This window comes from Bacillus sp. EB106-04-04-XG123, from assembly GCF_058791855.1.
Genome location: NZ_JBYTDZ010000002.1, coordinates 167,745 through 194,515 on the forward strand (window position 1 = coordinate 167,745; position 26,771 = coordinate 194,515).

Here is a 26,771-nt window from a genome sequence, read left to right on the forward strand (position 1 = left end):
GATTTAATACTGGTCAATCACTTCTCGCAATTGATTCAAATAACTTTCTTTCAATTCATCTGGGTATTCAATTTTCACATGTTTCCCGAATGACATCAAATAGTGTGTCATATATGATAATTCTTCTTGATTGTACCCACCCACAATATAAGGAATATGATCAACGATCTCCAATTTCATATTTGGGTAATGATGCTTCAAAAACTTTTCTTTTCCTTGTTCCGTTAATCGACATTTAAATGAGATATCATGATAAGTTTTTTCATATTCGAGCTGCAGTTCTTTTAATTCTTCCTTTGTAAATGTGTCTCTGATTTCTTCTTCAATCACCATGTCCTTCATAAAGTCACATCTATAGATGCCCCACTTTTTATTTTGAACATCATATGCTTGAGTAAACCAAATGCCATTTCGATAAAACAACTCAAGAAATTGCAGCCTGATCCATTTATTTTCATATTGAGTGTACGTCATCTTTACTATTTGATCTTCCATCATCGCCTGTAAAATCAATTCCAAATGATTTTGTTCACTAACTGGTGCGACATTATAGTAATGAATCACATCCAAAGTCTCCGTAATCATTTGCTTTCTCTCATCAGACATTGTGGCAAACAGCTTTTGGCGAATTTGTGAGTAGGATTTTTTAAATGGTGTTGCTGACACCAGGTCTAGCGCTTTAAGAGCGAAAAAAATAGCTTGGACTTCTTCTATATTGAAATAAATAGGAACCAATGGAGATTGATTCACAAGTCGATATCCTCCGTGTCTGCCATTTTCAACGTAAAAAGCTAAGCCCATTGACTCTAGCTCTTCTATATCCCTTAAAGCCGTCCTTTTAGAAATGCGAAATTCGGATTGTAAATCCTTTAACTGAAAAGAGTGTTTATCACTTAAAAAAATAAGTTCTTGGTTTAATCGTTCTGATTTTTTCATTTGTATTCCCTCTTAAAAAGGTGCCTTCTTTTGTCACCTTTATCATTTATACTCAGCTTATCAAAAGAAAAGGAGCATGTACATGCAAACATTAATCATTAACGCACACCCAGATTTCACTCATCGAGAAAGTTATTCAAGCAAACTGCAAACACTATTTTTAAAACAGTTTAAAGAAAGGTTTCCTCATGACGAACCAACGATTTTACATTTATATGGAACTGAAATTCCTCGTATTGAAAAAGAACAGCTGCTAGGTGTTTGGGATAAGCAAGCATCCGAACAAACATTAACGGCTACGGAAGAAAAAATCGCCGCTGCTTCATCTGCTTTATTGGCTCAATTCAAAGCACATCATCGAATTGTGATCGTGTCACCTGTTCATAATTTCAATGTGACTTCACGAATGAAAGATTATATAGATAATATCTTTATTGCGAGAGAAACGTTCAAATATACAGAAAGTGGTTCTGTTGGTCTGATGACTGACGATTATCGTGTACTTTTACTTCAAGCAAGCGGCTCAATTTTCACAAATAACGATCGATATACACCTCTGGAATTTTCACATCATTACCTAAAAGAAATATTCCAAAACTTGATGGGCTTTCAACAATTTCATATTGTCCGAGCACAAGGAACAGCGATTTTAGAGCAAGATGCCATCTTACAATCCGCATCTGATGATATGACGAAAACCTTAGAGGAGTTTTATGCACCTAGTTAACTTCTATTTAATCAAAAAGACCCAAAACGAAAAATCGTGCATTTTTTGATAAAAATCACCTTTTTCGTTTTAGGGTGCTATAAAATCTTTCAGTTGATGTACATCGGCGAGACCCCAAGCACTGCGACTTCATTTCAATTACGACATACTTTATTTATGCCACATTCTCAACTGCTAGTAAGACTATTTTTTATAACCAATACTGCCGTTTCACGCGGATGGCTAAGAGGAAAATGATGGCCATACGGAACTAAATCAACCTTACCAAGATGCGATGGAGCAGAATAGCCTTTGTCATACTCCCCCCAAATCATGTGAAGATTATGCTTTGTTGCTTCATTGAAATCACCGTGATCGTTTTTCAATAGTAAATGGCTAAGCTGAACCGTCGTATTTAAAATTCTAGGAGAAGTAAAGCTGTTTCTGATTTTTTCAATATAATGTTCAGGGATGCTCTCCGTCCTTTCAAACAAACCATTACTTAATAAATAACGCTCTATCATTTTAGAAGTTGCTAATTTTAATGTCCATTTGTTCATCCATTGTGGAACATTTAGCGATTTAGCATTTTCTTTAGCAACAGGCGGCTGAAGTAAAGTGATTGAATACTTCTTATCTATGTACCCTTGTCCCAATGCTTCAAGTAAGATAAATGCACCGAATGAATGACCAATGAGATGTGCACCATTTGTCGCTTTCTCCAATAACTTTTTCACTACATTCAAGTAGATATCTAGAAGGTTTTTCTCTCGTTTAAAAGGAGATCGTCCCAAGCCAGGAAGATCCAAGATCCATACAGGTTGACCCGTTTTTTCATGAAGCTCTTGCGCTAAAGGAAATAAATCCTCTCCATCACTCAATAAACCATGTAATAAAATAAACGGTTTCCCTTCTCCTTGTAATTGGTAAAGGGTGTTGTTATCGCATAATGTTCGCTCAAATACATGATAATGCTCACCATGTTGATCCATCATTCGATAATCCAGATCAGCTACTACGGCAGGGATAAAGTTCATGACACTCGTCTTCTTAAACCAATCCCCTCCCATTATGTTTTTCACTGAAGCATTTGAAAATGTTCGTTTAGTCATAAAATTGAGTCCATCAGAAGGAATGTTTGTTATTTTACTTACTCCACTTTTCATTATTGTTTTCATAAGCGGCATTGGGACAGAGATTTTGGGTGCCCTCATATTCATACTTTCCGACATCACACTTAATAATTCAGCAATGTTCGGATCGTTCTCTTTGTCTTCAACAAGTGTATATGTTTGAATAGCCGGCTGTTCGATCCTGAGAACCTGCACAATAAATTTTGCAAACTCATCGTTTGAAATCAGTGGCAGCCTATATCCCTTACCTCCAGGAATCACCGGCATGAGCCCTCTTCGTATACTCGTCACAAGCAAACCTAATCCTGCTATCTGCTCTGTACTCCCTGTTTTACTACTGCCGACTATAGTTGGCGGATTAATGACAGACAGCGGATAACCTAGTGCTGTGGCCTGTTGACGGATATAAAGGTCTGCTAAAAATTTTGTTCTCTCATATGGATTTTTGATTTTCAAATAATTGTTTCCTTCTTTAAACACATCAATGGCAATCCTGCTATTTTCATCATCAAAGGGACTCATATAACCGACAACATGAATAAAATGCTGCAAGCCCTTCAATTGATGAATACTTTTAGCTAATTCACCAATATATTTGGCGCCATTTAAAAAGACGGAAGCTGCCTCGTTACTTGTCGCTTGAATATCCATGGGGCCTCCTGCGTGAATCAGCACATCCGTTTTCAACACCATCTCCATATCTTTAGCACTTAGACCTAAATCTACTTTCGTTAAATCACCTTCAATAAAGTGCATCACTTCCTGTTTTAAAATGCCTCTTTCTTGAAAAATACGTGTTGCTTTACTTTTCGACCTCACTAAAAGAAGAATGTTCACATCCTCTTTGGCTAATTCTTCGACTAATTGCTTTCCAATAAAGCCTGTTCCACCTGTTAAAAATACTGTTTTCATATAAAGTCTCCTTTTTAGTACTACTTAGTACTAATTTGATGTAAAAAAAATGCTTCTTTATCGAAGCAAGTTAAATAAATGATCTGCTGTTTTTGTGATGACAGTGGCATCCTTCAATGTTTCTGAAATAAATAACGCTCCTTCAAGATTTGTAATAAAAAGTGATGCCACCTCATCAATATGAATCGTATTTCGGAATTCCCCGCTCTCTACACCTTGTTTCAGTAATAGAGAAACTTTCTTTTGTAATCCTGTGAAAAAAAGACCTATTTTTTCTTTTATTTGCGTGGCCTGTGCAGGACTTTGAATATAAAGAGTAATAAATGGACAGCCGCCCTTATACTCTCTCGACTGAACGCCTTGTGATAATTGCTTTAAAAACAGTTGGATACGATCTTCAACTGAAAATTGGGTCTGAGAAATTACGTCGTCTATTGCAGCTTGATACATGTCAATCCAATAATCAACGACCCCTGCTAATAATTCCTCCTTATTAGAAAAGTGATAATACACATTAGACTTTGACACTTTGCTTACACGTACCAATTCATCCATACTTGTATAAGCAAACCCTTTTTCCAAAAATAATGTTGCAGCTACTTCAAGCACACGTTTTTGATTCATTAATTTTACCTTTGTCATAATTAGAACTATACAGTACTAATTTAAATGTTGCAAGTATTTATGTTCATTTAGAAATAAGTTTGATTCCACAGAAAAATATGATGGCTTTAATGATGATGATATTGGAGGGATGGATCTGACTTCACGAACTAAATACATCTGTCGTTTCTTCAGGAATGTGAGTAAGAGCCATTTGTTGATGATGAACACTGGATACTTCTCCACATTTACATAAAAAAAACAACGCCATGAAAGCTTAATTAACAAGTGGTATCACTCGAAATTAAATGCCTTCAAAAAGCGTTGTGTATCAATGTTTTTTATTAACCAATAGAACCTTCCATTTCAAACTTAATCAAGCGGTTCATTTCAACGGCGTATTCCATTGGCAGTTCTTTTGTGAATGGCTCGATGAAGCCCATGACGATCATTTCTGTTGCTTCTTCTTCAGAAATTCCGCGGCTCATCAAGTAGAATAGCTGTTCTTCTGATACTTTCGATACCTTCGCTTCGTGCTCTAATGAAATGTTGTCGTTTAAGATTTCATTGTAAGGGATCGTATCAGATGTTGATTTGTTATCCATGATGAGTGTGTCACACTCGATGTTTGAGCGTGCACCTTCTGCTTTGCGTCCGAAGTGAACGATTCCGCGGTACGTTACTTTACCGCCTTGTTTCGAAATCGATTTCGATACGATCGTTGAAGATGTGTTTGGTGCAAGGTGAATCATTTTCGCACCTGCATCTTGGTGCTGACCTTTACCTGCAAGGGCAATACTTAATGTCATACCACGAGCGCCTTCACCTTTTAGGATGACTGCTGGGTATTTCATTGTCAGCTTAGAACCGATGTTTCCATCAATCCATTCCATTGTTGCATTCTCTTCACAAATCGTACGTTTTGTCACAAGGTTGAAGACGTTGTTTGCCCAGTTTTGAATCGTTGTATAACGGCAGTAGCCGCCTTTTTTGACGATGATTTCAACAACCGCACTGTGAAGTGAGTTTGTTGTGTAAACTGGAGCTGTACAGCCTTCTACGTAATGCACATGTGCGCCTTCGTCAACGATGATCAGTGTACGCTCAAACTGACCCATGTTTTCAGAGTTGATACGGAAGTATGCTTGAAGTGGAGTATCTACTTTTACGCCTTTTGGTACGTAGATAAATGAACCACCAGACCATACAGCCGAGTTAAGCGCAGCAAATTTGTTGTCAGTCGGAGGAATGACTTTTGCCCAGTGCTCACGGAAGATGTCTTCGTTCTCTTTTAATGCGCTGTCTGTATCTTTAAACACAATTCCTAGATCTTCAAGATCTTGCTTCATGTTGTGATACACAACTTCAGATTCATACTGAGCAGATACACCTGCTAAATATTTTTGCTCTGCTTCTGGGATACCAAGCTTATCAAAGGTTTGTTTGATTTCTTCTGGTACTTCATCCCAAGAACGCTCAGAACGCTCAGATGGCTTTACGTAGTACGTAATTTCATCAAAGTTTAATGCATTTAAATCTCCGCCCCATTGTGGCATCGGCATGTTGTAAAAGTGCTCAAGAGATTTCAAACGGAAGTCGAGCATCCACTGAGGCTCTTCTTTCATACGAGAAATTTCTTCAACGATCTCTTTTGTCAGTCCGCGCTCTGAACGGAAAATGGAAACGTCTTTATCAGAAAAGCCGTATTTATATTCACCAACATCTGGCATTTTTTTAGCCATCCATTTTCACTCCAATCTTATGATTTGCCGTTATCTTCGGCAGATGCGCCTTTTTCAAGCGCCTTCCAGGATAATGTTGCACATTTGATGCGGGCTGGGAATTTTGCCACTCCCTGCAGCGCTTCAATGTCACCAAGATCAATGGAATCGTCGTATTCTTTTCCTTGCATCATATCGGAGAAAATCCGAGACATTTTCAAAGCTGTTTCAATATCTTTCCCTTTAATCGCCTGCGTCATCATTGAGGCAGATGCCATCGAAATCGAGCATCCTTCTCCTTCAAATTTCGCATCAGTGACTTTTTCGTCTTCGATTTTCATCGTGAGACGAATACGGTCACCACACGTTGGGTTGTTCATATCGACAACAATGCTGTCGTTTAACACACCTTTGTTTCTCGGATTTTTATAATGATCCATAATCACTTGTCTGTACAGTGTGTCTAAGTTTACATTAAAAGACATTCGTAAAATACTCCTTTGTCTTACGGAGCGCTGCAATCAGTTTGTCAATCTCTTCTTCTGTATTATACAAATAGAAGCTTGCTCTTGCAGTCGCTGATACACCAAGCCATTTCATGAGCGGCTGTGCACAGTGGTGTCCAGCACGAATGGCGACACCTTCCGTATCTAGAACAGTTGACGCATCATGCGGATGGACGTCGTCTAAGTTAAACGTCACAAGCCCAGCTCGGTGCTGCGGTCCATAAACAGTCGCGCCGTCAAGCTCCTTAAAGCGCTCAAGCGCGTAAGTGGCAAGCTGATGCTCGTAACGGCTGACTTCCTCCATACCGATGTCATTTAAGAAGTCAATTGCTTTTCCTAGTCCAACTGCGCCAGCAATAATCGGTGTTCCCGCTTCAAATTTCCACGGCAGCTCTTTCCATGTGGAATCATACAGATCCACAAAGTCGATCATTTCACCGCCAAACTCAGCAGGCTCCATATTATTCAAAAGATCCTTCTTCCCGTAAAGCACACCGATGCCAGTCGGTCCACACATTTTATGCCCAGAGAATGCGAAAAAGTCACAATCTAGATCCTGAACATCAATTTGCATGTGCGGGGTGCTTTGTGCACCGTCGACGACAATGATTGCCCCATGTTCGTGGGCAATTTTGGCGATCTCTTTAATCGGGTTGATGGTTCCTAATACGTTTGAGACATGTGTGACAGCGACGATTTTCGTTTGATGTGTGATCGTTTGCTTCACATCTTCAAGCGATAGCGTGCCGTCTTCCTGTAACGGAATGTATTTCAATGTGGCGCCAGTTGCTTTCGCTGCTTGCTGCCAAGGGATGATATTCGCATGATGCTCCATATGCGTAATGACAATCTCATCGCCTTCTTTGAGGTTGGCTCTAGCATAGCTGATCGCCACTGTGTTTAGTGCAGTTGTTGTACCTCTAGTAAAAATAATCTCCTGGACAGATGAAGCACGGATGAATGCACGAACTTTCTCTCTCGCACCCTCGTATGCGTCCGTTGCTCTTGTGCCAAGGGTATGAACACCCCGGTGGACGTTCGAGTTGTAAGACCGGTAATACTCATTCATTGCATCAATGACCACTCTTGGTTTTTGAGAAGTCGCTGCACTGTCCAAATACACCAAATCATGTCCGTTCACTTGCTGATGAAGGATTGGAAATTGCTCACGAACGTCTTTGATATTCATTATTTTACTTTCCTTTCAATTACAGAAATCAGCTGCTTTTTAACTCCTTCAATCGGCAGTTCTTTCACAACTGGATTTAAGAAGCCGTAAATCACAAGTCTTTCTGCATCTTCTTTGGAAATTCCACGGCTCATGAGGTAGTACAATTGAATTGGATCGACACGTCCAACAGAAGCAGCGTGCCCTGCTGTCACATCATCTTCATCAATTAATAGAATTGGGTTTGCGTCACCGCGTGCTTTCTCACTCAGCATGAGGACACGTGATTCCTGCTCTGCATTTGACTTTGTTGCGCCATGCTCGATTTTGCCAATTCCGTTAAAGATAGAGGATGCTTGATCCTTCATCACACCATGCTTCAAGATATACCCTTCAGAGTTTTTACCGAAGTGGATGATGCTTGTTGTGAAGTTTTCAGTTTGGTTTCCTCGGCCGACAACAACTGATTTCGTATCACCGAATGTACCGTCGCCCATCAGTTTTGTGATGTTTTCAGACACGACATCTCCATCATTCATCAGGCCAAGCGCCCATTCGATTTTACTGTCACGGCCATTTGCCATACCGCGTCTGTTCACATATACTGTGACACCTTCTGCAAGGTTATCTACAGCGCCGTATGTGACGCGGGCGTTTGCGCCTGTGAATACTTCAGAAACGATATTGAAGATTGCTTCTTCTGGTTTTGCTGTACTGATGTAGTTTTCTACATATGTCACAGCACTATGATCGTCTGCTACGACGATGACATGGTTGAACAATGTCGTTTCGTCATTTTCATGAAGATAAACAGCTTGAATTGGTGCTTCAAGCTCAACGTTTTTCGGAACATACAGGAAAGCTCCGCCATTGACTAAAGCAGCGTGTAAAGCTGTTAGTTTATGCTCATCCACTTTCACTGCATCTGTCATGAAGTATTGTTTCACTAAATCTCCATGCTCACGAATCGCTGTATGAAGATCAGTGAAGATTACACCTTTGTCTTTCGCTTCAGCTGAAAGAGACAAATAGGCCGGCGTTTGATCACGCTGAATGTAAACTGTCTTATCTGTGTCCTCTAAATCAATAAGAGATTTCACTTCTTCTGGAAGCTCTTCTAATGATCCAAATGGTGCACTTTCGACTGTATGCTGTTTGAAATTCGTTAAATTCCATTTTGAAATATTCGTTTTGTCAGGCTTTGGCATTGGGAGGTCTTCTGCTTTTTCAAGAGCCTGTAAGCGAAGGGAGCTCATCCATGCCGGTTCCTGATGCTTCTCGGAGAAGCTTTTGACATAATCTTGATCTACTGATAATTTCGTTTCTAATGTCATCAATAATCCTCCTAACGCTTACGCTTCTTGACCAACAGTTTCGTCTTCAATTCCTAACTCTTTTTTAATCCAATCATAGCCTTCTGCTTCTAGACGCTGCGCGAGTTCTGGTCCGCCAGATTTCACGATACGACCTTGCATCATAACATGAACGTGATCTGGTGTGATGTAGTTCAGTAGACGCTGATAGTGAGTGATCATTAAGCAGCCAAAGCTTTCGCCGCGCATTTTGTTAATTCCTTTAGAAACAACTTTCAGGGCATCGATATCAAGACCAGAATCGATTTCGTCAAGGATGGCGATCTTTGGTTCAATCATCATTAATTGAAGAATTTCGTTGCGTTTTTTCTCCCCGCCTGAGAAACCTTCGTTTAAGTAGCGCTGTGCCATATCTGGGTCCATTTCAAGGAACTCCATGTTTTCGTCCATTTTGCGGATGAATTTCATAAGAGAGATTTCATCGCCTTCTTCTCTGCGTGCGTTAATAGCAGAACGAAGGAAGTCAGCATTTGTGACACCGCTGATTTCAGATGGGTATTGCATCGCAAGGAAAAGACCAGCTTGAGCGCGCTCATCTACTTCCATTTCAAGGACATCTTCGCCATCAAGCAAGATGCTGCCTTTTGTTACTTCATATTTAGGGTGACCCATAATTGCAGCAGATAAAGTAGATTTACCTGTTCCGTTTGGTCCCATTACTGCGTGGAATTCTCCACCTTTTATCTCGAGGTTTACACCCTTTAAGATTTCTTTCCCTTCAATCTCAACGTGCAAGTCCTTAATTGTTAATGTCGAAGCAGTCATATATCGATACCTCCAAAATAATCATTATTCTCAATTTATTCTCATTCTAATTTTATAACAAATTAAAACTGAATACAACACATTCACGATAAGCGTGAGAGGATGCTCTCAAAATTCTAACAAAAAAAGCAGGTAGATAAAAGGATTTATGTCGAAAAGACTGTTTTCATAAAGAAAGGGCGGGAAACTGTTCTCCCCGCCCCTCAGCTATTATTAGCCTCTTATATTCATTTTTGCGAGCTGTCTTTTCTCATCTCGATAGGACTGCTCTCGTTTATATTCCACTTTCATCCTTAAGTCATGGTCTCTTTCGTACTCTGCATAGCTCATGCCATGAGCTTGATGCATGGCCTTTTCCATCTCGGCGGTATAATCCAATCCCAGTGTACTATGGTCCGAACAAATAATAAACCATTCCCTTCCTTGAGTGTAGCTTTATTGTAGCAAACGTATGCGGCTTCACTCAAAAGGGATATGACGCTCTATGACGGCATATTTTCTCACACATTCGGATGAGAAGTACTCAACTCCTTGATATGGAAAAATACCTTGTTTTCCTTCTTTTAATGCGTCTGTCCTCCAAATTCATCAATACATTGCTGAACGACAGTGATTCCTTGGCTTAGTGCTGCCCCGCCGCCAAAAGCTGCCGCCACGCTCACAACCTCTAGCAGATTCTCTTCTGTCGCCCCTTGATCGAGCGCTCCCTTTGTATGATAAATCATGCAGTATTCATCCTGCGCATGAATACTGATGCCGAGGGCAATCATTTGTTTTTCCTTTTGCGTTAATGAATCGCTTTGAAAGCACTGCTCCGTAAATTCATTAAATTTCTTTCCAAACACCGGCATTTTCTTCTGGAATTCACCCATTGCGGTTTTATAATCAGTCAGTGATTGCTGCATGGATCCGCTCATATGCTGTTCATTCATTTTGATTCCATCCCTTCAGGTCATTTGTACGTTTTTATTATGAGCGAGATTTGAAAAAATACACAAAAAACCTCGCTTTGAGGAAAGCGAGGTTGAAATTTGTTATTCAGATACAGGCAATACTGCACCGTCATATTTTTTGTCGATGAATTCTTTGATTTTATCAGAGTGAAGAACTTCCATTAATGCCTTGATCTTATCTGATTTTTCGTCACCTTTGCGAACCGCAACGATGTTTGCATATGGGTTGTTCTTTGTTTGCTCAAGTTCGATTGAATCTTTTTTCGGATTCAATTTATTTTGGATCGCATAGTTGACGTTGATAAATACAGCATCGCCTTCACTGTTTTCATAAGCTTTCGCAGTTAATTCAGGCGCGATTTTTTTGAATTTTAGGTTCTTTGGGTTTTCTTTAATGTTCTTTACTGTTGCGTTGATTGTATCAACCTTTGGATCAAGCTTGATGACACCAGCATTTTGCAGAAGGGCAAGCATACGGCCTTGTTCAGCTACGTTGTTTGTCATGATGATTGTGCCGCCGTTTGGAATATCTTTTACTGATTTGTATTTCTTAGAGTAGATACCGAAAGGCTCAAGGTGAACCGCACCAGCACTCACTAGGTTATAATCTTTGTTTGATTTATTTTCTTCGTTTAAGTAAGGGATATGTTGGAAAAAGTTCGCATCCACTTCTTTTTCAGCTAACGCTTTGTTGTACATTTTATAATCGCTAAGCACTTTCACTTTTAAATCGTAGCCTTTTTCTTTTAGAAGTGGTTTTGCTTCTTCAAGAATTTCGGCATGCGGCGTTTTTGATGCGGCAACCGTAATGGTTTTGCTTTCACTTGCGTTATTAGATGAACCGCACGCAGCTAAAATACCTGCAAATGCTAGAAATAGTGCACTTAAAATCAATTTCTTCATGAATAAATCCTCCCTTAACGTTTATCAATTTTATTTGTAATCAAATCACCGATTATTTGAATAATAAAGACGATGATCAGAATAAACACAGTGGCTACAAGTGTGACATCTGTATTACCAGATTGGTACCCTTCCACATAGGCGAGGTCACCAAGTCCGCCTGCTCCAATTGCACCTGCAATCGCAGTAGAGCCAATTAGAGCAATCGCTGTTACGGTAATACCTGAAATAAGGGCTGGCAATGATTCTGGCAGCAATACTTTGAAAATGATTGTCGACGTTTTCGCTCCCATTGATCGTGCTGCTTCAATGACTCCTTTGTCTACCTCACGCAGTGCAATTTCGACAAGACGTGCATAGAATGGAGCTGACCCTATGACAAGGGCAGGGAGTGCTGCATTTGGGCCAAGAATCGTGCCCATAATGAGTTTTGTAAATCCTAATAATAGAATGATTAGAATGATAAAAGGAATCGATCTGAAAATATTGACGACTGCCCCAATGACGGTGTTAATCGGTTTATTTTCCCAAAGACCGCCTTTACTCGTTAGAAAGAGTAATAGTCCAAGGATAATACCAATGGCAAAGGCAAATGCCAATGAAATCAGTGTCATATACACCGTTTCACCTGTTGCACTCCAGATGACGTCTAAATCAACGTTCGGAAACCATTTCTCAAACATGTGTCATCACCTCGATTTCAACCTGTTTGCTTTGGATATAGGCGATGGCTTTTTCTACCTCAGTCTCTTCTCCATTAATGTGGATAAAGAGTGTTCCAAACGCGCCTTCCTGCGTTTGAGAAATCTTCCCTTGAAGGATGTTCACATCGACATGAAACGATCGAATGATTTCTGTGATCAGTGGCTGCTCGGCAGAATCACCGATAAAGGACAACCGTACGACCTGACCTTCTTTTACTCGCTCTAGGACGTGCTCGATTGTTTCTTTCGCTTCCTCTGGTTCCGCAAGCTGTTTCACAAATCGCTTCGTCATTTCTTCCTTCGGCTGTCTGAAGACGCGCAATACTTCGCCTTCTTCGACAATACGTCCATTTTCCATGACTGCGACGCGATGACAAATTTTGCGAATGACGTGCATTTCATGTGTAATGAGCACAATCGTGAGCCCTAATCGTTTATTGATATCCGCCAAAAGCTCAAGGATCGAATCGGTCGTTTGCGGATCTAGCGCAGATGTCGCTTCGTCACATAGAAGAACCTTTGGATCATTCGCTAATGCCCTCGCAATGCCGACACGCTGTTTTTGCCCGCCGCTAAGCTGAGACGGATACGCATTTTCTTTTCCTTCTAAACCGACCAATTTAATCAGTTCATTCGCACGTTCTCTCCGTTTTGATGTCGGTACCCCTGCGATCTCAAGCGGGAACATAATATTTTGTCTCACCGTTCTTGACCAAAGTAGGTTAAAGTGCTGGAAGATCATGCTGATTTCTTGTCTTGCTTTCCGAAGTTTCGCATTCGATACTTCATTGATCCGGTTGCCTGCCACTTCAACAATTCCTTCTGTTGGCAGCTCCAGACCGTTTAATAGGCGAATAAGCGAGCTTTTTCCTGCACCACTATACCCGATAATTCCGAATATTTCACCTTTATCAATATTCAAGTTGACGTCTTTTACGGCATCAACATTTCCGCTTTTTGAATGATACGTTTTTGATACATTCTGTAAATGAATCACAGTCTGATCACCTGCTTTCTTGCTGAATCTATAGGTTTCCATCACATACGTTATTTATTCTTCTTTCTGTCATGACTCTAGCCTGACGCCAGGTCAGTAAAAAAGACCTAACTGCAACGCAAGCAGAAAGGCCTTTTATGTCAATTACGCCTTTCTCTCATCTTTCAAAGCGCTGCGGCTTTGAGTGAATTGGCACCAATTTCAGCTATGCTGACGGTTGCCGGGTTTCATAGGGCACGTCCCTCCACCTCTCTTAATAAGAGAAAATATGTTGTTTTATGTGATGTTCATGTTTTTACTAACGTAGAATATCATGCTATCTGAGATATGTCAACGCTGTAAATCGCTAATTTCCAAGTAAACAACTACGTTATCATTTTTCGAAAAAAACCGTTCGTCAGCCAAAGCACTGCCTCTAGTCTAAGGAGCGCACGGAATGACCCTTTGACTTTGACTTGTCCTCTGCTGATTAACTGCTGTAAGGACATATCTCCATCTAATAATTGTAGAATCTCTTTCCTCTCACCATAAAAGATGAGATCCGATAACTCAATTGCAGGTAGTTTCTTCACTTCACCACGTTCATCCACAATCAATGTACAAGAGTCAGTTTCCGCCTCAAATGTAATCTTCAAGGATGATGATGAGAGCAGCGGTTTTAATAGTAAACGCTGCCCTGTGTTACCATGGGCTTTCACATTTTCCACATGTATAACCTCCCTGTCATTTGGTTATACATAACATTTCTCTACAAACATCTTCTTGTCCTTTATAAATAACTCGACAAATTTTCAAATGAATTTCTTGAAATATGACAAAAAACCGCTTTATTTAGCGGTTTCAATCATTTCATGAAGATATGGAACAGAGTGAAAGGCATAGCCTTTTTGCACCAATTCTCCTTTTTTAAACAGTAGAAAGCAAGGAACACTCTCGATCTCAAATGCTTTTGCAAAGCCTGGTGAATAGTTTAAATTGTTTTCGTAAAATGGCACATCCGGCTGCATGGCGTCTACGACTGCCAGCATTTTCTTTGCCAGCTGGCATGTTCCACAAAACGGTGTATATAAGTATAAAAGAAATAAATCGTCCTCTATCTCTTTGAATTCGTGTTCTTCAATCTCTTTCATATACGTCCACCCTCATAAATATTTCGAATGAACATCAATGTTTGCAGCTAATAGGATAGATGCAATGTGGGCTGACGGTGAAGCGGCCACTTCGCGGTACGTTCTGTCGACAAAAAGATGAAGTGCTTCAGGGAATTCTTTTCGAAATTGCTTCCGCAGTTTGTCGCCTGCATCGTCACTGTCTGCTAATATGTAAACGTCTTTCCCCAATAAATCGTCCACAAGCTGGTCCAGCTTCGATGTACTGATCGTGCCATTGGTGCAAATGATGGTAACAGGTTCACTTATGACTTCTTTCAGCTTTTGTTTGTCTGTTTTACCTTCTACAATGATGACCTTTTCTATCTCGACATTCATCACGATCACCCGGCCCTTTTGACGTTGATTCACTTCTTCCTTAGATTACAATCTTTCATCCAGGTTGTAAAGATTGGGCGCCTCGTCATCAAAAAGACTGCAGTTTTTGTTCACTGCAGTCTCCTCTGTGATTAGCACCACCCATTTTCATCGTCACAGTCTACATATTTTTCTGTCCCATCGGTCAATGTATCCGTTAGACGATAAAAACGATTTTGATCATAGGAATATCCCGATTTCAGCTCATATTGGTTTTCACTAATCATTGTGCCAATCTCTTCATTTTGATGATAAAGCACCATGCCGCTTTCTTTGAATCGTCCAGTGACATGCTCTGTTATATCCACCTGTTCTTTTTGAAAAGACAAATTGGACACCCCCCATAAAGGTAGAGTGTCCAATTTCACATGAATTAGTCTTCTTTTGTCATTTCTTCATATTGCTCAGCAGTCATTAAGTTCTCGATTTCAGTTGCATCAGCTGGTTCTACAACGATCATCCATGCTTTTTCATATGGAGAGTCGTTGACGAATTCTGGGCTGTCATCCAGCTCATCGTTCACTTCGACGATTGTGCCATTGATCGGTGCATAAAGTTCAGAAACTGTTTTCACTGATTCTACACTTCCGAAAGGCTCGTCCGCTGTGATTTTGTCTCCTACTTCAGGAAGCTCAACGAACACGATATCGCCAAGCTCAGATTGAGCAAAATGCGTAATACCGATACGCACCTTATCTCCTTCTACTTTGACCCATTCATGTTCTTCTGAATAACGTAAATCTTTTGGTGTGCTCATTCAATACCCCTCCAGTCTTTTCTTACAATCTATATTGAAGATACCACAATCTGAATGAAAGTTACATCATTTCCAGACGCTTTTAAATGTATCTTCGTTAAATCCAACTGTTACTCGTTTACCGTCTGTTGTAATCGGGCGCTTGATCAGCATTCCGTTAGACGAGAGTAATTCTAGCTGCTCGTCCTCTGACATTGCAGGAAGTTGATCTTTCAGCTGCAGCTCCCGGTATTTTTGTCCGCTTGTATTAAAGAATTTCTTCAGCTCTAAACCGCTTTTTTCGTAAAGGGCTTTTAATGTTTCTTTATCAGGCGTCTCTTCGACGATATGTATGCTGTTGATGTCTTTATTGTGTGCTTCCAGCCACTTTTTTGCTTTTCGGCATGTACCGCAAGATGGGTATTCGTAAAAATCTAAAGCCACCATTTTCACCTCCTGCAAATTGTGACAACATTTTATCACAAAATATTTTAAAAACCTAAATGTATGCTTACAAAAAGGTGCGGAGTGATATCCGCACCTTTTAAGCCATCCTTATACGATATATTTCTCTGCTTCAAAGATTCGTTTTGCCACTTCACGCTTTTTGGCGATGACATTGATTGGAGTAAATCTTGTCAGCTTGCGAAGGGCTGACAGGCTCATGCGGAGTGAATCTCCTTCCTCCATCGCAATCAAGGATTCTTTTGCATGGGCTTCAATCTTTAAGAAAGCCTCCTGCGTGAAAATTTGTGTGTAAGCCAGCTTTTGAACGTTCTTTTCTACGCCTGATGCAGCGATTGCCTTTTCCGTACGCAAAATTGCTGATTCAGCAGCAAAAATTTCATTGACGATATCGGCTATGTTCACAAGAATTTCTTGCTCTTTGTCTAAGGTTTTCCCGTATTTCATGGCTGCCATACCAGCCACCATTAAGGCGACCTTTTTCGCATGGACGAGCAAATATTTTTCTTGATCGAGCGGCTGATCGCCTGGCTCTTCCGGCATCATCATCATTAGCTCTTCCTGTAAGGTCTGCGCTTTTTGAAGCAGCGGAAGCTCTCCTTTCATCGCTTTCTTCAAGAATGTACCTGGTACAAGCAAACGGTTGATTTCGTTTGTCCCTTCAAAGATCCGGTTAATTCGTGAGTCGCGATAGGCTCTTTCGACCTCATATTCTTGCATGAATCCATATCCGCCGTGAATCTGCACGCCTTCATCCACAATATAATCTAATGTTTCAGAGCCAAGGACTTTACAGAGAGAGCATTCAATCGCATATTCCGCAATGGATTGAGCAATTTGTTTGCCGTCTTTTTGCTCTTCGTCACTTAATAGACCCATCCGCTGTTCAAATAATCCAACCGTACGGTAAACAGCACTTTCCATCGCATAGAGCTTTGCTGACATATTGGCTGCTTTTTCACCAATTAAGCTGAATTGAGAAATTGGTGTTTTGAACTGCTTACGCTGGTTCGCATATTCTGCCGACAATTGAATGACGCGCTTTGATGCACCGATTGTGCCAACTGCCAGCTTATAGCGTCCGATATTTAAAATGTTAAAGGCAATCACATGTCCTCTGCCGGCTTCACCAAGCAAATTCTCCTTCGGTACTTGGGCATCTTCAAGAATTAATGTTCTCGTCGATGATCCTTTAATGCCCATCTTTTTCTCTTCAGGTCCCGTTTTGACACCTGGAAAATCCTTTTCGACAATAAAAGCAGAGAAGTGTTCACCATCAATCTTCGCATACACAACAAAGACATCGGCAAATGCGGAGTTTGTGATCCACTGCTTTTCTCCATTGAGGACATAATGGGTACCTGCTTCATTCAGAACCGCAGTTGTTTTTGCTCCAAGAGCGTCAGAGCCTGATCCTGGCTCAGTGAGTGCGTACGCCGCAATGGTTTCACCAGAGGCGAGTCCTGGCAGGTACGTTTCCTTTTGCGCTTGATTTCCGAAGAGCACGATCGGCAGAGAACCAATACCGACATGAGCGCCATAGGAAAGTGAGAAACTGCCTGCTCTAGCGAATTTTTCAGTAATGATTGCTGAACTGATTTTATCCAATCCAAGCCCGCCGAATTCTTCAGGTACATCGGCTCCTAGAAGGCCAAGCTCACCAGCCTTTTTGAGAAGCCTGACCGAATGCTCGAACTCATGGTTTTCAATTTGATCTATATGCGGAACCACATCTTGTAAAATATAATCCTCTGTTGTCTTTCCAATCATTTGATGTTCATCAGAGAAATCCTCCGGTGTAAAGATATGCTCATAATTCGTCTCATCAATTAAAAAGCTTCCACCCTTTTTTACATCTTCCAATGCTTTCATCCTGATTTCCCCCTTTAGATCAATTCAAAAATGCCTGCTGCTCCCATGCCCCCGCCGATACACATTGTGACAATGCCAAATTGCTCGTTTCGCCGTTTCATTTCATGAATAAGTGACAGCGTTAGTTTCGTTCCTGTACAGCCGAGCGGATGTCCAAGCGCAATTGCCCCGCCGTTGACATTCACTTTTTCTTCATCAATTCCTAAATGGCGAATGACTTGAATTGCCTGAGAGGCAAACGCTTCGTTTAATTCAAACAGACCAATATCCTTCAGCTCAAGTCCAGCGATTTTCAGCGCACGCGGTATGGCTTCAACCGGACCGATTCCCATCACCTCAGGCGGTACACCGCCAACAGCAAATGCTCTGAATTTAGCGAGCGGCTGAAGAGAAAGTGAGGATGCTTTCTCGCGGTCCATCATCATCACACACGCAGCCCCGTCACTTGTTTGAGACGAGTTCCCTGCAGTCACCGTACCTTTTGTCGAAAAGGCTGGACGCAAAGTGGAAAGAATCTCTTCCGTTGTACCTGCTCTCACACCTTCATCCTGTGAGAACGTGAATTGATGCTCTTCTAATTGATATTGTTCTCCTATCCGCCGGTCTGTTACATCAACGGGCACAATTTCATCAGAAAACTTCCCTTCTTGAAGTGCCTTTGCTGCCTTTTGATGACTCCTCACCGCAAAGGCGTCCTGATCTTGACGTGTGACCTGATACTTTTGCGCCACTTGCTCTGCCGTGTGCCCCATGCTCATGTAGTATTCAGGTGCTTGCTCTGCCAAGAGGGCATTCGGACGAATGGAATGCCCCATCATCGGCACCTGCGACATCGATTCGACTCCTCCGGCTAAAATCGTGTCTGCCTGCCCGAGCATAATTCGTTCACCCGCATAAGCGATAGACTGAAGACCAGACGAGCAGTAGCGGTTTATGGTGATGGCAGGTACCGTATAAGGCAGTCCCGCTAATGCTCCAATATTCCGGGCCACATTTAACCCCTGCTCTGCTTCTGGCGTTGCACAGCCAATGATCAAATCATCTATTTGACCGTCGTATTCACCGGCACGCTTTAACGTTTCTTTTACACATAATGCGCCCATATCATCAGGCCGGACATGTTTTAACGATCCTTTTTTCGCCTTCCCTACTGGTGTTCTTGCGCCAGCGACAATGACTGCTTCTCTCATTTTGACTCCCCCTTAGTTACGTAAAGGTTTTCCTTTGACGAGCATGTGCTGCATACGTGCCTGTGATTTCGCTTCTCCTACAAGACTTAAAAAGGCTTCTCTTTCAAGCTCTAATAAGTATTGCTCCTCTACCTCTGTTCCAAATGGCAGTTTCCCGCCGGAAATGACATGAGCTAATTTTTTTACAATGGTCATGTCATGCTCTGAAATGTATCCAGACAGTCTCATATTTTCAGCAGCCAAAATCATCGCTGCATAGCCTGTTTCTCCCATGACCGGCACCTTTTGCTTGAGCGGCGCGCGATAACCGGCTTCATCAAGAGAGAGCACCAGTTGTTTTGCATCATAGATCAGGTGATCCCCGTTCATACTAATTCGGTCGCTCACGCGGAGCATGTTCATATCCCGCGCTTCCTCAGCTGAAGTTGATACTTTTGCCATTGCAATTGTTTCAAATGTTTTTAGCGTGGCATCCTGTATAGCCGTCTGCGACGGCTTCGCTGATCCTTGCAGGTGACGAAGATATAATTCTTTATTTCCACCGCCCCCTGGAATCAGTCCAACTCCCGCTTCCACAAGTCCCATGTAAGTTTCGCTGGACGCCTGTATAGCCGCTGCCGGCAGACAAACCTCCGTACCGCCTCCTAATGTCATCCCAAACGGTGCGGCTACAACTGGGCGGTCGCTATATTTCACCTTCATCATCGCCTGCTGGAAGCGCCTGATCACAAAGTCAATTTCAAAGAAATTGTCGTCCTGTGCTTCCATTAAAATCAGGGCAAGGTTGGCGCCAACACAGAAGTTCTTCCCTTGGTTTCCGATGACAAGCCCTTTGTAATTCTTTTCCGTCTCATCAACAGCGCGATTGATCATATCAATGACATCTAGTCCAATGGCATTGCTTTTAGAGTGAAATTCGAGCAAGGCGACATCATCACCAATATCAATCAGGCTCGCACCAGAATTTTTGAAGATGACGTCCTGTTTCTTTTTCAATCTAGCTAAAGAAATATGTTTGTCGTTCCCTTTTTCCTGTACGTAAGCCCCATCCTGATAAAACGCACGCTCTCCATCAGCATTCTCTTGATAGAATGTGTCGTGTCCTTTTGACAGCATGTCTTGCACCCATGCTGGGATGCTGTGGCCTTCTGCTTCCATGCGCTCGGCGGCTTTTTTGACGCCTATTGCATCCCACAGCTCAAATGGGCCGTGCTGCCAGCCGAATCCCCATTTCATTGCGTTATCGATGGACTGAATATCATCCGCAATTTCGCCTTTTAGATGCGCTGAATAAAGAAGTACGGGCGCTGTCATATTCCAAAGCAATTGCCCTGCACGGCCATCTTGATAAATAAGCGCTTTCAACTTTGCTTTTGTTCCCTTTTGCTGTTTCGCCATCTCAATGCCTGGATCTTTGAGCTTTGTGCGCTCTCCATATGTGAGCGTCACTGGGTCAAGCTCTAAAATGACCTTGCCATTTTTTTGATAAAATCCTTGTCCTGCCTTGCTGCCAATCCATCCTTTTTCAAGCATTCTTTCAATAAACTCAGGCAGCTGGAAAATCTCTTTTTCCTTTCCTTCTACCTGTTCATAGACGTTTCGTGCCACATGAGAAAATGTGTCAAGCCCCACTACATCGAGTGTACGGAAGGTCGCACTTTTCGGTCTTCCAATGAGGGGTCCTGTGACTGAATCCACTTCTCCAATGGTGTATTTGTTCTCAAGCATTTCACGCACTGTGACAAGAAGCCCATACGTGCCAATGCGGTTTGCAATAAAGTTCGGTGTGTCTTTTGCTTCAACCACACCTTTGCCGAGTACATCCTCGCCAAACGTTTTCATAAATGACAGTACTTCTGGATCTGTTTCCTGAATAGGAATGATTTCTAAGAGCTTTAAATAACGAGCTGGGTTAAAAAAATGTGTGCCTAAAAAGTGGCGTTTAAAATCATCTGATCGCCCTTCTGCCATTTTTTCAACCGAAATACCAGATGTATTGCTCGAAACGATGCTTCCTTCTTTGCGGTGTTCGTCGATGAGAGAAAATACGTGTTGTTTGATGCTGAGTTTTTCAGTGACGACTTCAATGATCCAGTCAGCATCGTGTAATAAGGAAAGGTGGTCTGTGAGATTTCCCGGTGTGATGTATGATAGGTTTTTTGCTGAAGTAAGAGGTGCTGGCTTTTGCTTTAACAATTTTTTCATCGCTTCTTGACTTAATCGATTCCGAACACTAGGGTGATCAAGCGTTCGCTTTTTCGCCGTTTCTTCTTTTGTCAGTTCATTTGGCACAATATCTAGCAGTGTTACTGGTATCCCGATATTGGCTAGATGCGCAGCAATGCCTGAGCCCATGACACCTGAACCAATGACAGCCGCCTTGCGAATATGTTTGCCCATAAATATCCCCCTAAACATTTTGAATGAACAGTCATTCATTTTTTGTCCAAAAAAAAGCAATGCCTCTTTCTTTATCTTAAAAGATTTTCCGAAACAGTTCAATAGCGGATTTCAAAAATTTACACATTCTCATGTGCCTTATTTTGCGGCGTATGAATTAAAGATCAGAGGGAATTGTAAGAATGGAGGTGATGTCCACATGTCTCGTTTGAAGAAAAACCCATCGAAAGCAGGAGTAAGTGCTGCAAGTGTAAAAGGAAACGCAGGTCCATCACAGGAAGCAGACCTAGGCGGGAAAAAAACCAGTCAAAATCAGCAATATAAAAAGAATAAGTAAGGAAACAAAATCGTAAGGAGGAACACATGTTGAACAATCAGCCAATGAATATGCCCCCAGAAGTCATTTCAGTGAAGGATTCCTTGTACTTAGAGGATATGCTCAACTGGAACTTGATCGCCATGAAAAAGGCTCATTTTATGGCCGAGCATTGCCAGGATCAAACATTGAAACAAGAATTAAATCAAGTTGGCCAAATGCATCATCAGCATTACACACAAATTCTTCAGCATTTAGGCAGCTCAGGGCAAGGCCAGTCTACTGGCTTTATGCAATAGGAGGAAAAAACATGGAACAGCAAAACCAACAAAAAATCGGGAATCCACAAACCCCGGTTCCCACAACTACAAACATGAACGATCGTGATTTCGTTACAGATCTCTTGTCGACTGAAAAATACATGACAAGTGGATACAACACAGCGCTCAATGAATTCAGTCATGAATCTCTTTACCAGGATATTCAGCGAATTGCGCTGGAAACACAGAAAACACAAAGACATTTATATGATGTCATGTTCCGATATGGCTGGTATTCTGTTGAAGCGGCTGATCAGCAAAAGCTCCAGCAGACACACCAGAAATTCCAGCAAACACTGACAGATCAATCTCCGTACGGATCATCACAAATGTCATAAGAAAAAAACTGCCAGTCTGATGCTGGCAGTTTTTTAACGGTCTTTATTGGCGCGATGAGCTTCGTTCAACTGTTTGATTCGTTGAATCGTGTGTTTGATTTCTTCTTTTGCTTCCGGATACGTTTCATTGAAATGCTTTGCTAGCGGCGGCATGCTTTTGGCAATATGAGAGTAGATCACCCATTGTTTCACATCTTGTTTCAGCTCGTCTGTTGATTCACCGAGCAGCAGCTCTGTATATTTATCAAGCAAGCCTTCCAGCTTTTCATCTAATTCATTTCCCATTGATATTCCGCTCCTTTTTCAGAAAAAAGCCTGACTCTGTGAGACACAGATGTCAGGCTTTTGACATACGATTATCTTGCAGCAAGAAATGTTTCAGCTTGCGCTTGCTGCACAATACAGCGTCCTCTACCGTGCGGAATACATAATGGTGTTCCAAATAGAGGATCTGTTGTCACTTGGCAATTCATATCAAAGACATTTTTCACGAGATCACAATTAATCACTGTTTCTGGTCTGCCTTCTGCATAAATTGACTTGTCTTTAATCGCGACAAGATGATGAGCATATCTGCATGCGAGATTGAGATCATGAAGAACCATCACAATCGTGCGCTGCTCTTTCTCATTTAAATCAAACAGAAGGTCCAAAATTTCGATTTGATGCGTCATGTCTAAATATGTCGTCGGCTCATCTAACAAAATAATATCGGTCTCTTGGGCCAGCGTCATCGCAATCCATGCACGCTGCCTTTGTCCACCTGATAATGAATCAACGGTCCGATCAGCAAGGTCTTCCATCTTTGTTGACTTCAATGCGCGATTCACTGCTTCTTCATCTTGCTTCGACCACTGCTTCAGCCAATTTTGATAAGGATATCTGCCTTGCTTCACTAACTGATGCACAGTTAATCCTTCTGGCGCTTCTGGTCCTTGTGGAAGAATAGCGAGCTGTTTCGCTACTTCTTTTGTTGGTAATTTTGCAATGGAATGACCTTCAAGCAGGACAGAACCACCCATTGGCTTCATGAGACGGGCCAAAGAGCGAAGTAGCGTGGATTTACCGCATCCATTACTGCCAATAAATACTGTGATTTCACCCTTAGGGATTGATACATTTAGTTCATCGATGATCATTGTTTCTCCGTAGCCTAAGCTTAAACCTTCAGTAGAAATGGCACTCATTCCGCTCAAACGCTCCTTTTCTCATCCAAATTTTTATATGAAATATCGTCTATGTACAGACGTAAAAGATCACTTATCTCAATTTAGTGTATCAGATTTAAGTGATCTTGAAAATCATTTTCAATTAAAAAATGAGAAAGTCTCGTTTATTTCTTCCTTTGGAATGTACGTTTGGTCCCATCCTCGAGCTTCAGATCGATCTGAATCCGCTGATAATCATCATCTAAATTAAAAGCAGCTAATAGTTCATTTACATACGCTTCATTGATCTTTGCACTAGGAATCGACATATCATTCAGCTTCATCTTCATCTCGCGCAAGGCTTCTTCCCCTTCATAGCGGACCCCATTCATATGATCACGAATGATTGCCTCCTCTTTGCCTCTTGCCTGACGGTAGGTCGCTTCGTATAATTCGTTTTTCTGTCCATATTGTACATGCAGATGCAGATGCTGAAATGGCAGTTCCTTCATTTGAACAGCTGACAGACTTTCTGCCTCTACTTCATGTGTTTGTTGTAATGGTTCAATTGATTGACAGCCGGACAGCATAAAGAGCAGCACCCCTATTTGTCCCGCCTTCTTCCAACACATCATGTGTTTCCTCCTATTTCATAGCATCGCTTTTTATTCTTCTCTAGGCTCCTTTTTGTTATTCAATAAAACATCTCACTATGATAAATTTAAAACAAAAAGGAGAACCGGATGATGAAAAAAACAGCCATTGTAACTGGTGCCAATAGCGGCTTTGGCAAGCTCATCACGATGCGTCTCGCCAAGCAGGGCTATACAGTGATTGCCGGCGTCAGACAGGAAACCAATGCAAAAAAGCTCGCTGAAGAAATCGAGCAAGCCTCTTTATCCGGCATGATACATATTGAAGCGTTAGATGTGACGGATACGCAGTCGATCCAAGCATTTCAGAAGAAACTTCATGCCTACGCACCTATTACCCTGCTTGTGAACAATGCGGGAACAGCCTTTGCTGGTTTTGCGGAGGAGGTTCCTGTTGACACGTACCGCCAGCAATTTGAAGTGAATGTCTTCGGTGTGATGGAAATGACCCAAGCAGTGCTGCCGTTTATGGCGAGCGGTGCAAAGATTTTCAATATGAGCAGTATCAGCGGATTAATGGGAATGCCTGCACTTTCTCCATATGTATCCTCTAAGTTTGCGTTGGAAGGCTATACAGAAAGCCTTCGGATTGAACTAGCTTCGTTCGGTATCCAGGCGGCCTTAATTGAGCCAGGCTCTTTCCAAACAAATATTTGGAACACCTCCATGAACGAGCAAATGATTCAGCCAGCAGAAGGATCGAAATACATAAAACTCTACCAAAAGATGATGGCCCATATTGATACCCAGAAATCCAACTATGGAGATCCTCGTGAAGTGGCAGAGCTTGTTGTTCGATTAGCAGAGAAGAAGCGGCTGAAACGGCTGAGATATCTTGTTGGAAAAGGCGTACGACTTTCATTCACAGCAAAACAGCTTCTGCCGTGGAACATGTGGGAACACATCATACTGCGTACACTCTCTTCAAAAAAATAAGCACAAAAAAACAGGTGGATATGTTGACCTCCACCTGTTTTTTTCATTTATTCGCTCTCTGACTGTCCAAGGGTAATATCTAGATTTTTGTTCTTTCCTTCACGGATGACAGTCATTGTGGTTTTATCGCCGACTTTTGTTTCTTTGTAAAGAATTTCTTTCAGCTGAGAGCTGTTCACTACGTCTTTCCCTTTGAACTTGATGATGACATCCCCAGATTTCAAGCCTGCTTTTTGCGCAGGTGAACCTTTTGAAACATCCTTTACGTAAATGCCTTTGCCGATTTGTTTATCAAATAAGCCGAGCGTATTTTCCTGATACGTCTCAGGCACTTGCTCAAGGTCAATCATTTGTACGCCAAGGTATGGACGTTCAACTTTTCCATTTTTCAACAGCTCATCTACAATCGGTTTGACATCGTTACTTGGGATCGCAAATCCGAGTGATTCCACACCGCTTTCGCTGATTTTCAAGCTGTTAATACCAATGACTTGACCATCTGTATTGATCAGTGGCCCCCCGCTGTTTCCTGGGTTAATGGCTGCATCTGTTTGCAGCACATTCATCTCCACCGTACCAGATGACGTATTTGCTTCTACGGTACGATCAAGACCACTAATGATTCCTTCTGTCACAGTACCTGAAAATTGTGCACCGAGCGGATTCCCAATGGCAATGACTTTATCTCCAGCACGAAGCTTAGAAGAATCACCAAAGCTCGCCACTTTATCAATGTCGTCTGCATTTATTTCAACAACGGCTAAATCTGTCATGACATCACTGCCGACAAGCTTTGCGTCTTTTGTTTTTCCATCGTATAGTGTGACCTTTAATTTATTGGCACCTTCGACTACGTGGTTATTTGTAATAATGTACGCTTTTTTGCCATCTTTTTTGAAGATGACACCAGAGCCTGTTCCAGCTTCAGCTTCTGTTTGATCACCGCTCAGGCCAAACGAATTTTGTGTAGATTGATAGTTTGAGACACCTACAATGGTGGGCTCTAAATCTTCTACCATATCAGCAACATTTGTGGCATTGGTGATTTGTTTTGTCGAGAAATTATCTGAGGCTGCCGGCTCGCTTGATGCAGTCTGCGTTTGCGTGTTGGCAGCTGTATCCTGTGACTGCGGCAAAAGCGGTGTAATGCCAAGTACAAGACCCCCGCCAATAATTCCTCCAAGAATCGGGCTGAGCCATGCCGCCTTCCGCTTTTTCTCCTTTTTTGACGCACGGTCATCCACCATTTGAGGAGAATGATTTGTCACACTCTCCTGCGCGGCAGATGCTTCGTTTTCATGCTGGTGTAAAACGAGTTCCTTCTCTTTTTCTGGTGCGTCTATTTGTTTCTCATTCTCTTGATGGGTATCTTCTTGATGATTCATTTCATTGTCTTGATTCGTGTTTTCTGGATGATTCATCTTATTCTCTTCATCTTCTCTTCGGAAATCCATCGCTTGCACTCCTTTACATCATGTTTCATTTCATATG

General features: G+C 41.7%; 31 protein-coding genes and 1 riboswitch. Of the genes, 5 read left to right on the top strand and 26 right to left on the bottom strand.

Going from position 1 to position 26,771, the window contains the following annotated elements:
• Positions 1-3 precede the first annotated feature (3 nt).
• A complete protein-coding gene (locus tag AC3WTB_RS06305) occupies positions 4-936 on the bottom strand; it encodes a helix-turn-helix transcriptional regulator (protein ID WP_492333477.1) in 933 nt (310 codons plus the stop codon).
• Positions 937-1,018: 82 nt separating this feature from the next.
• On the opposite strand from AC3WTB_RS06305, the gene AC3WTB_RS06310 reads away from it, so the two are divergent.
• Positions 1,019-1,663, top strand: coding sequence for an FMN-dependent NADH-azoreductase (locus AC3WTB_RS06310; RefSeq protein WP_492333478.1), 645 nt, complete (start codon positions 1,019-1,021; stop codon positions 1,661-1,663).
• A 167-nt stretch (positions 1,664-1,830) separates the two neighbouring features.
• Here AC3WTB_RS06310 and AC3WTB_RS06315 read toward each other — a convergent pair whose 3' ends face one another.
• The 21 genes from AC3WTB_RS06315 to AC3WTB_RS06415 form a co-directional block, all read right to left on the bottom strand.
• Complete coding sequence (locus tag AC3WTB_RS06315; protein WP_404527511.1) at positions 1,831-3,687, bottom strand: alpha/beta fold hydrolase; 1,857 nt, start codon at positions 3,685-3,687, stop codon at positions 1,831-1,833.
• A gap of 57 nt (positions 3,688-3,744) precedes the next feature.
• The gene (locus tag AC3WTB_RS06320; protein ID WP_058838126.1) at positions 3,745-4,311 is read right to left on the bottom strand and encodes a TetR/AcrR family transcriptional regulator; all 567 of its coding nucleotides are present in this window, start codon (positions 4,309-4,311) and stop codon (positions 3,745-3,747) included.
• A gap of 323 nt (positions 4,312-4,634) precedes the next feature.
• Positions 4,635-6,032, bottom strand: coding sequence for a Fe-S cluster assembly protein SufB (gene sufB, locus AC3WTB_RS06325; RefSeq protein ID WP_017368012.1), 1,398 nt, complete (start codon positions 6,030-6,032; stop codon positions 4,635-4,637).
• Positions 6,033-6,049: 17 nt separating this feature from the next.
• On the bottom strand, positions 6,050-6,496 hold the full coding sequence (sufU, locus tag AC3WTB_RS06330; protein ID WP_039181277.1) for a Fe-S cluster assembly sulfur transfer protein SufU: 447 nt from the start codon (positions 6,494-6,496) through the stop codon (positions 6,050-6,052).
• Entirely contained in the window at positions 6,486-7,706 is a 1,221-nt protein-coding gene (locus AC3WTB_RS06335; protein ID WP_059374990.1) for a cysteine desulfurase, read from the bottom strand. Before AC3WTB_RS06335 ends, sufU begins: the two co-directional genes overlap by 11 nt.
• Positions 7,706-9,019: a Fe-S cluster assembly protein SufD gene (sufD, locus tag AC3WTB_RS06340; RefSeq protein WP_024423399.1), complete on the bottom strand. Its 1,314-nt coding sequence runs from the start codon at positions 9,017-9,019 to the stop codon at positions 7,706-7,708. Before sufD ends, AC3WTB_RS06335 begins: the two co-directional genes overlap by 1 nt.
• An 18-nt stretch (positions 9,020-9,037) precedes the next feature.
• Positions 9,038-9,823, bottom strand: a complete 786-nt coding sequence (sufC, locus tag AC3WTB_RS06345; RefSeq protein WP_007500355.1) for a Fe-S cluster assembly ATPase SufC — start codon at positions 9,821-9,823, stop codon at positions 9,038-9,040.
• A 213-nt stretch (positions 9,824-10,036) separates the two neighbouring features.
• Positions 10,037-10,171 carry a YuzK family famiily protein gene (locus AC3WTB_RS06350; protein ID WP_254965641.1) on the bottom strand — a complete coding sequence of 45 codons (135 nt, stop codon included), beginning with the start codon at positions 10,169-10,171 and terminating at the stop codon, positions 10,037-10,039.
• 215 nt (positions 10,172-10,386) lie between these two features.
• On the bottom strand, positions 10,387-10,755 hold the full coding sequence (locus AC3WTB_RS06355; RefSeq protein ID WP_003212803.1) for a carboxymuconolactone decarboxylase family protein: 369 nt from the start codon (positions 10,753-10,755) through the stop codon (positions 10,387-10,389).
• Positions 10,756-10,857: 102 nt separating this feature from the next.
• Positions 10,858-11,679: a methionine ABC transporter substrate-binding lipoprotein MetQ gene (gene metQ / locus AC3WTB_RS06360; RefSeq protein ID WP_024423400.1), complete on the bottom strand. Its 822-nt coding sequence runs from the start codon at positions 11,677-11,679 to the stop codon at positions 10,858-10,860.
• 14 nt (positions 11,680-11,693) lie between these two features.
• Positions 11,694-12,362 carry a methionine ABC transporter permease gene (locus AC3WTB_RS06365; protein ID WP_034623843.1) on the bottom strand — a complete coding sequence of 223 codons (669 nt, stop codon included), beginning with the start codon at positions 12,360-12,362 and terminating at the stop codon, positions 11,694-11,696.
• Positions 12,355-13,380 carry a methionine ABC transporter ATP-binding protein gene (locus tag AC3WTB_RS06370; protein ID WP_059375051.1) on the bottom strand — a complete coding sequence of 342 codons (1,026 nt, stop codon included), beginning with the start codon at positions 13,378-13,380 and terminating at the stop codon, positions 12,355-12,357. Before AC3WTB_RS06370 ends, AC3WTB_RS06365 begins: the two co-directional genes overlap by 8 nt.
• Before the next feature lie 154 nt (positions 13,381-13,534).
• Positions 13,535-13,643: riboswitch (SAM riboswitch) on the bottom strand.
• Between the two features lie 102 nt (positions 13,644-13,745).
• Positions 13,746-14,087 (bottom strand): SCP2 sterol-binding domain-containing protein, encoded by a 342-nt coding sequence (locus AC3WTB_RS06375; RefSeq protein ID WP_024423403.1) that lies wholly within the window; start codon positions 14,085-14,087, stop codon positions 13,746-13,748.
• A 120-nt stretch (positions 14,088-14,207) separates the two neighbouring features.
• Complete coding sequence (locus AC3WTB_RS06380) at positions 14,208-14,510, bottom strand: thioredoxin family protein (protein WP_024426005.1); 303 nt, start codon at positions 14,508-14,510, stop codon at positions 14,208-14,210.
• Positions 14,511-14,522: 12 nt separating this feature from the next.
• On the bottom strand, positions 14,523-14,867 hold the full coding sequence (locus tag AC3WTB_RS06385) for a ribonuclease M5 (RefSeq protein WP_034281437.1): 345 nt from the start codon (positions 14,865-14,867) through the stop codon (positions 14,523-14,525).
• Positions 14,868-14,998: 131 nt separating this feature from the next.
• Complete coding sequence (locus AC3WTB_RS06390) at positions 14,999-15,235, bottom strand: YusG family protein (RefSeq protein WP_039181284.1); 237 nt, start codon at positions 15,233-15,235, stop codon at positions 14,999-15,001.
• Between the two features lie 44 nt (positions 15,236-15,279).
• Complete coding sequence (gene gcvH / locus AC3WTB_RS06395) at positions 15,280-15,663, bottom strand: glycine cleavage system protein GcvH (protein ID WP_492333479.1); 384 nt, start codon at positions 15,661-15,663, stop codon at positions 15,280-15,282.
• 66 nt (positions 15,664-15,729) lie between these two features.
• Entirely contained in the window at positions 15,730-16,086 is a 357-nt protein-coding gene (locus AC3WTB_RS06400; RefSeq protein ID WP_427369171.1) for an arsenate reductase family protein, read from the bottom strand.
• Between the two features lie 111 nt (positions 16,087-16,197).
• On the bottom strand, positions 16,198-17,979 hold the full coding sequence (locus tag AC3WTB_RS06405) for an acyl-CoA dehydrogenase FadE (RefSeq protein WP_492333480.1): 1,782 nt from the start codon (positions 17,977-17,979) through the stop codon (positions 16,198-16,200).
• A gap of 14 nt (positions 17,980-17,993) precedes the next feature.
• Entirely contained in the window at positions 17,994-19,169 is a 1,176-nt protein-coding gene (locus tag AC3WTB_RS06410) for an acetyl-CoA C-acetyltransferase (RefSeq protein ID WP_058838130.1), read from the bottom strand.
• Positions 19,170-19,181: 12 nt separating this feature from the next.
• Positions 19,182-21,569 carry a 3-hydroxyacyl-CoA dehydrogenase/enoyl-CoA hydratase family protein gene (locus AC3WTB_RS06415; RefSeq protein WP_126682295.1) on the bottom strand — a complete coding sequence of 796 codons (2,388 nt, stop codon included), beginning with the start codon at positions 21,567-21,569 and terminating at the stop codon, positions 19,182-19,184.
• A 199-nt stretch (positions 21,570-21,768) separates the two neighbouring features.
• Here AC3WTB_RS06415 and AC3WTB_RS06420 point away from each other — a divergent pair, with 199 nt between their 5' ends.
• The 3 genes from AC3WTB_RS06420 to AC3WTB_RS06430 are packed head-to-tail and all read left to right on the top strand — an operon-like array spanning position 21,769 to position 22,543.
• Entirely contained in the window at positions 21,769-21,906 is a 138-nt protein-coding gene (locus AC3WTB_RS06420; protein ID WP_323649061.1) for a YuzL family protein, read from the top strand.
• A 26-nt stretch (positions 21,907-21,932) separates the two neighbouring features.
• Positions 21,933-22,184, top strand: a complete 252-nt coding sequence (locus tag AC3WTB_RS06425; protein WP_047202428.1) for a hypothetical protein — start codon at positions 21,933-21,935, stop codon at positions 22,182-22,184.
• A gap of 11 nt (positions 22,185-22,195) precedes the next feature.
• Positions 22,196-22,543: a spore coat protein gene (locus AC3WTB_RS06430; RefSeq protein WP_039181293.1), complete on the top strand. Its 348-nt coding sequence runs from the start codon at positions 22,196-22,198 to the stop codon at positions 22,541-22,543.
• A 33-nt stretch (positions 22,544-22,576) separates the two neighbouring features.
• Here AC3WTB_RS06430 and AC3WTB_RS06435 read toward each other — a convergent pair whose 3' ends face one another.
• The 3 genes from AC3WTB_RS06435 to AC3WTB_RS06445 form a co-directional block, all read right to left on the bottom strand.
• Positions 22,577-22,828, bottom strand: coding sequence for a YusU family protein (locus AC3WTB_RS06435; RefSeq protein WP_024423411.1), 252 nt, complete (start codon positions 22,826-22,828; stop codon positions 22,577-22,579).
• Positions 22,829-22,899: 71 nt separating this feature from the next.
• Positions 22,900-23,730, bottom strand: coding sequence for an ABC transporter ATP-binding protein (locus tag AC3WTB_RS06440; RefSeq protein WP_008347057.1), 831 nt, complete (start codon positions 23,728-23,730; stop codon positions 22,900-22,902).
• Between the two features lie 146 nt (positions 23,731-23,876).
• On the bottom strand, positions 23,877-24,323 hold the full coding sequence (locus AC3WTB_RS06445) for a YusW family protein (protein WP_492333685.1): 447 nt from the start codon (positions 24,321-24,323) through the stop codon (positions 23,877-23,879).
• Positions 24,324-24,437: 114 nt separating this feature from the next.
• Between AC3WTB_RS06445 and AC3WTB_RS06450 the strand changes: the two genes are divergently transcribed.
• Positions 24,438-25,280, top strand: coding sequence for an oxidoreductase (locus AC3WTB_RS06450; protein ID WP_492333481.1), 843 nt, complete (start codon positions 24,438-24,440; stop codon positions 25,278-25,280).
• A gap of 47 nt (positions 25,281-25,327) precedes the next feature.
• On the opposite strand, the gene AC3WTB_RS06455 is transcribed toward AC3WTB_RS06450, so the two are convergent.
• A complete protein-coding gene (locus AC3WTB_RS06455) occupies positions 25,328-26,734 on the bottom strand; it encodes a S1C family serine protease (RefSeq protein ID WP_492333482.1) in 1,407 nt (468 codons plus the stop codon).
• Positions 26,735-26,771: the final 37 nt, after the last annotated feature.